Raw genomic sequence first — 5,492 nt, forward strand, 5'->3', positions numbered from 1 at the left:
AGTAACATGGGGGTAAACATGGTAACCCTGGGGCAAAAAAAGTGTGATATTATGATAGTGAGTAAAAAAAGATAAAAGGCATTTGATGTCCTCCTGATACTTTAACATAACGGCAGAAGCTCCTCCGAGTGGGGGAGTTTTTGTTTAAAATGATATTGACAATATGACTTGATTGTAATACAATGTATTACGAAAGAGGTGAGAAATATGGCAATATCAATTCGCTTAAATCCATCGGAAGATAAATTGATTCGTGGATATGCTGATTTGCACGGGATAACAGTATCTGAGCTTATGCGTCAGGCGGTTCTGGAAAAAATAGAAGATGAACTGGATCTTGAGTTATTCGAGGAAGCGCTTGAGGATTTTAAAAAGAATCCAAAAACATATACGCTGGAAGAAGTGGAAAAGGAGCTTGGGTTTCGATAATGTATCAGGTGATTTTTACAGATAAAGCGTTGAAAACATTAAAGAAACTCGACAAAAGTGTTTCCCGCATGCTTCTTGCATGGATAAAAAAGAATCTGGAAGGGTGCGATAACCCGAGAATGCACGGCAAACCGCTCACAGGAAACTATGCCGGGAGGTGGAGATATCGTGTGGGGGACTATCGGATCATGGCAGAAATATCAGATGACACGATTACAATCTATGTTGTCAACGTAGGACACAGAAAGAATATCTACTAGAGACACGCCTCGGCCTGTCTCTTTTATTATGCAACGAAAGGGGTGAGCCTGTATGGCATTAACAGAAAAACAGAAGCGTTTCTGCGATGAATATCTAATTGACTTGAATGCCACACAGGCCGCAATCCGGGCAGGATATTCAAAAAAAACTGCGAATCGGACAGGGCCCGAAAACCTGTCAAAACCTGTAATTAAAGCGTACATCGACGCAAAAATGGCAGAAAAAGATGCGGAACTGATTGCGGCGCAAGATGAAGTCATGCGGCATTTAACTGCGGCGATGCGTGGAGAAATTACCGAGGAAGTTGTTGTTGTAGAAGGGACCGGAGAAGGGTGCAGTGATGCAAGGATTGTGGATAAACAGATCTCCGCAAGAGATCGTTTGAAGGCGGCGGAGCTGCTCGGAAAGCGTTATCAGTTATTTACAGACAAAGTGGATGTAACTGGAGCTATACCGGTTGTGTTGGTGGATGATGTGCCAGATGAAGAATAAAATCCGTTTATATGAAGTGATTGGAAAAGGCTATGAGGATTTCTGGAAGACCCAGAAGAGGTATCGGGTCTGTAAGGGAAGCAGGGGGAGTAAGAAATCCAAAACAACGGCGCTCTGGCTGATTAAGTCAATCATGCAGTATCCACAGGCAAACGTACTTTGCGTGCGCCGATATAAAACAACGCTTCGGGACAGCGTATATAGTGATTTAAAATGGGCCATCAGCCGATTAAAGGTGGAGGCCTTTTTTAATTGCACCGTCTCACCGATGGAAATTATTTATGTCCCGACCGGTCAGAAGATTTTGTTTCGCGGCCTGGATGACGGGATGAAAATTACGTCCATTTCCGTAGCGACTGGAGTACTTTGCTGGGTATGGGTAGAAGAAGCCTATGAAATCACCAATGAGGACGATTTTAATAAGCTGGATATGTCCATTCGTGGAGAAGTCCCGGAAGGATATTTCAAACAGTTAACTCTTACCTTCAACCCGTGGTCAGCAACGTCCTGGCTAAAAAAGCGATTTTTTGACAATCCGGACGAGCATACTTTTATCAAAACGACGACCTGGCAATGTAACGAATGGCTGGATGAAGCAGACAGGAGCATCTTCCTTGCCATGAAAGAACATAACCCACGCCGTTACCGCATTGAAGGTGATGGCGAATGGGGAATTGCAGAAGGGCTGATTTTTGAAAATTATCGTCTGAAAGAATTTGATGTAAATCAGATTCGGAAGATTGAAGGGATAAAAGCGGCGTTCGGCCTGGATTTTGGTTTTACTGATCCGAACGCATTTACAGCCTGCCTGGTCGATAACAAAAAGAAGTGCATTTATGTATTCGACGAATGGTATCAGTCCGGTGTGACAAATCGGATCATCGCAAAGCAGATTAAAGCGATGGGGTATGGCGGGCAGCGTATTATCTGTGACTGTGCCGAGCCGAAAAGTATCGAGGAGCTTCGCGATGAGGGCATACGGGCGGAACCGTCTGTCAAAGGGCGGGACAGCGTTAATCACGGGATTCAGCTTATGCAGAATTATACGTTTATCATTCATCCGAAATGCGTGGAATTTTATCGGGAAATACAAAATTACTGCTGGGCAAAGGATAGAGACGGGAAACCGACGGATAAGCCAGATCATGAATTCTCCCACGGGATGGATTCGATTCGTTATGGAGTGAGCAGGGCTCTGAAGCCGGATACCTTCAGCTTTGACTAAGGAGGCTATATGTTTGAATCATTTTTGACATCGGATACGATGCGGCTGAATCATTATATGACGCAGGCCGCAGCAAGCAGAATGACCGATGCACAATTTATACAAAACCAAATATCGCAATTCAAGACCTCTCAGACAAGGCGGGAAATGATTGACGGGGAAAAGTATTTTGCCGGGGCCCACGATATCCTCCATGCTGTCCGGCAGGTCATCGGAGAGGATGGAAAACTGAGGCCGATAGAGAATCTGCCGAATAACCGGATCGTGGACAACCAGTACCGGAAGATGGTAAAACAGAAGGCAAACTATCTTCTGGGGAAACCCTTTACGATTAAGACCAAAAATGAAGGTTACGCGGAACATCTGGACGCCTTCTTTAACGCGAGATTTTTTCAGCTTCTGAACCGAGTGGGAAGAGATGCGCTAAATGGTGGAATCGGGTGGATTTATCCGAACTACAACGAAGCAGGAGAGATGGTGTTTACCCGTATCAAACCCTGGGAGTTAATTCCGCTGTGGCAGGACGCAGACCATACGCGTCTGGATGCGGCAATCCGAATCTATGAAGTCGTAACCTATGAAGGGCAGCAGGAACGAGTGATTGAAAAAGTGGAAGTATATGACCAAGAGGGAATTTGGTACTTTATTCTGGACGGCGGTCTGAAGGCGGAAGAGGTTCCGTACAGACCATACTTTTTGATCGGAGAAGACGCATACAACTGGACTCGGATCCCATTGATTCCGTTCAAATGCAACGCAGAAGAAATCCCGTTGATTAAACAGGTAAAATCCCTGCAAGACGGCATCAATCAAATTCTGTCGACATTTCAGAACAACATGCAGGAAGATGCCAGAAATACCATTCTGGTGCTTGTCAATTACGACGGACAGAACCTCGGAGAGTTTCGGGAAAAGCTTGCGCAGTATGGGGCTGTAAAGGTTCGTTCCGACAGCTCCGGAGCCGGGGGCGATGTGAAGACGCTGCAGGTCGAAATAAACTCAGAGAACTACCGGACGATTCTGGAGGTCTTTAAAAAGGCACTGATTGAAAACGCGATGGGATATGATGCGAAAGATGATCGGCTGTCCGGGAACCCGAACCAGATGAATCTGCTTTCCATGTACAGCGATATCGACCTGGACGCAGATGAAATGGAAACAGAATTTCAGGCAAGTATGGAGCAGCTCCTTTGGTTTATTGATGCCAGCCTCGCTCAGTCTGGATCCGGAGATTTCTCTGCGGAGGATGTGGAGATTATCTTTAATCGGGACATTCTGATGAACGAGGGCGACATCATCAACAACTGCAAAAACAGCGTCGGAATTTTGTCCGATGAGACCATTGTGGCCAATCATCCGTGGGTGGATGACCCGGCAGAAGAACTGAATCGGTTAAAACAACAGAAGGAAGAGAACATGATGGACAACTTTGGGTTCCCACCGAATCAAGCGCCGCAGAACCTACCGGAAGAAGGTGAGCCGGTAAATGACGAAGAACAGTAAATACTGGCGGGAACGCTTTGAACTTCTGGAAGATGCTCGGAATCAAGACATCACAAAGCATATTCGGGAGGTTGGCCGGATTTATAAGCGGGCGCAGACGGACATCGATAAAACGATCCGCGCCTGGTATCAGCGGCTTACGAAGAATAATGAAATCAGCATGGCAGAGGCAAGAAAACTCCTTTCCACGGACGAGCTGGAAGAGTTTAAATGGGCCGTAGAGGATTACATCAAGCACGGAGAAGAAAACGCCCTGGACCAGCGCTGGATGAAACAGCTTGAAAATGCTTCGGCGAAATTCCATATCAGCAAACTGGAAGCGCTGAAGCTGCACCTGCAGCAATCCATTGAGGTCGTGTATGGCAATCAGCTTGACCTGCTCGACGAGACGATGCGGCAGCAGTACCAGGAAGGCTATTACCATACGGCTTTTGAGGTTCAGAAAGGTTTTTCCATCGGCTGGCCCATTGCGGCGATCGACCAGGCAAAGATTGACCGAGTGATTCGGAAACCCTGGGCACCAGACGGAAAGAACTTTTCTGAGCGGGTATGGCAGAACCGGACAAAGCTTGTGAATGAAGTCCATAACGAGCTTTCCCGCATGTGCATTACCGGGGAAGCGCCGGATCGGTCAATCAAAAATATCGCAAAGAAAATGAATACCAGCCGCTACAACGCAGGCCGTCTCATTATGACTGAGGCGGCTTATTTTGGGTCTGTCTCCCAGAGAGATTGCTTTGACGATTTAGGTGTGGAGCAATATGAAATCTGCGCCACACTGGACAATCGCACTTCTGCTATCTGCCAGGAGATGGATGGCAAGGTATTTAACATGAAAGACTATGAGGCGGGTGTAACAGCTCCGCCCTTTCATGTGTTCTGCCGGTCCTGTACCTGTCCCTACTTTAACGACGAGTTTACCGTCGGTGAAATGCGGGCGGCGAGAGGCGAGGACGGAAAGACGTACTACGTGCCGGCGGATATGAAGTATCCGGAATGGAAGAAGCAGTTTACAGGAGGCGGGAAGCCGAAAAACTATGCAAAATCAGTTGACTGTTTTATATTTGATAAAGATGATGTTTATGGAGATATTACGCCAGAAAGCATTTTAAATGAGCTTGAAACTTCATCTGTAGGGATGGAAACGATAGAATATATAAAACGCAGTGGCATTTTACCAAGATTGGAATACGAAAAGCAATGGCATTCTGCTAGGGGCGAGCAGCAGGGAGATGCAATAACAATATATCTGTCAAACACTAAAAATTCAAGAGTGACGGCACAAACAGTAATCCATGAGATGACACATCATAGGTACAATATTGGGGAATGCCAATGGGCAGAAGCGGTTTGTTTTGCAAAGGAAAAGATGCATATTGAAAACAGGATAGTGTAAAATAATTGTGGAATTTTTGAGAGAGAACTAAAAAGAGACAGTTCCAAAATGATAAAATAGTTTTCATCACAAAAACTCACGAAAGGAACTGGTCTCTTATGGAAACAATTATACAACAAATCGCAAAAAAACTCATCAACAAAATATTGGAGAAAGCATATTCCGGAGGGATTTCTGATATCGATG

General features: G+C 45.6%; 6 protein-coding genes. All 6 read left to right on the top strand.

All coding sequences use genetic code 11. The features are described from left to right. Positions 1-207: 207 nt before the first annotated feature. The 6 genes from relB to H9L42_RS16395 are packed head-to-tail and all read left to right on the top strand — an operon-like array spanning position 208 to position 5,306. Complete coding sequence (gene relB, locus H9L42_RS16370; protein WP_187304470.1) at positions 208-429, top strand: type II toxin-antitoxin system RelB family antitoxin; 222 nt, start codon at positions 208-210, stop codon at positions 427-429. Further along, entirely contained in the window at positions 429-689 is a 261-nt protein-coding gene (locus H9L42_RS16375) for a type II toxin-antitoxin system RelE family toxin (protein ID WP_187304471.1), read from the top strand. Before relB ends, H9L42_RS16375 begins: the two co-directional genes overlap by 1 nt. 52 nt (positions 690-741) lie before the next feature. Further along, positions 742-1,182, top strand: a complete 441-nt coding sequence (locus H9L42_RS16380; protein WP_187304472.1) for a terminase small subunit — start codon at positions 742-744, stop codon at positions 1,180-1,182. Further along, complete coding sequence (locus tag H9L42_RS16385) at positions 1,172-2,407, top strand: PBSX family phage terminase large subunit (protein ID WP_187304473.1); 1,236 nt, start codon at positions 1,172-1,174, stop codon at positions 2,405-2,407. Before H9L42_RS16380 ends, H9L42_RS16385 begins: the two co-directional genes overlap by 11 nt. Before the next feature lie 9 nt (positions 2,408-2,416). After that, positions 2,417-3,910: a phage portal protein gene (locus H9L42_RS16390; protein WP_243235851.1), complete on the top strand. Its 1,494-nt coding sequence runs from the start codon at positions 2,417-2,419 to the stop codon at positions 3,908-3,910. Then, on the top strand, positions 3,894-5,306 hold the full coding sequence (locus tag H9L42_RS16395; protein WP_187304474.1) for a minor capsid protein: 1,413 nt from the start codon (positions 3,894-3,896) through the stop codon (positions 5,304-5,306). Before H9L42_RS16390 ends, H9L42_RS16395 begins: the two co-directional genes overlap by 17 nt. Positions 5,307-5,492 lie beyond the last annotated feature (186 nt).

Source organism: Zhenpiania hominis (assembly GCF_014333425.1).
In the GTDB taxonomy this organism is placed as follows: Bacteria; Bacillota; Clostridia; order Peptostreptococcales; family Anaerovoracaceae; genus Hominibacterium; species Hominibacterium hominis.

Coding starts and splice junctions, on each gene's coding strand:
- relB (WP_187304470.1), top strand. CDS start 208: ATGGCAATATCAATTCGCTTAAATCCATCGGAAGATAAATTGATTCGT.
- H9L42_RS16375 (WP_187304471.1), top strand. CDS start 429: ATGTATCAGGTGATTTTTACAGATAAAGCGTTGAAAACATTAAAGAAA.
- H9L42_RS16380 (WP_187304472.1), top strand. CDS start 742: ATGGCATTAACAGAAAAACAGAAGCGTTTCTGCGATGAATATCTAATT.
- H9L42_RS16385 (WP_187304473.1), top strand. CDS start 1,172: ATGAAGAATAAAATCCGTTTATATGAAGTGATTGGAAAAGGCTATGAG.
- H9L42_RS16390 (WP_243235851.1), top strand. CDS start 2,417: ATGTTTGAATCATTTTTGACATCGGATACGATGCGGCTGAATCATTAT.
- H9L42_RS16395 (WP_187304474.1), top strand. CDS start 3,894: ATGACGAAGAACAGTAAATACTGGCGGGAACGCTTTGAACTTCTGGAA.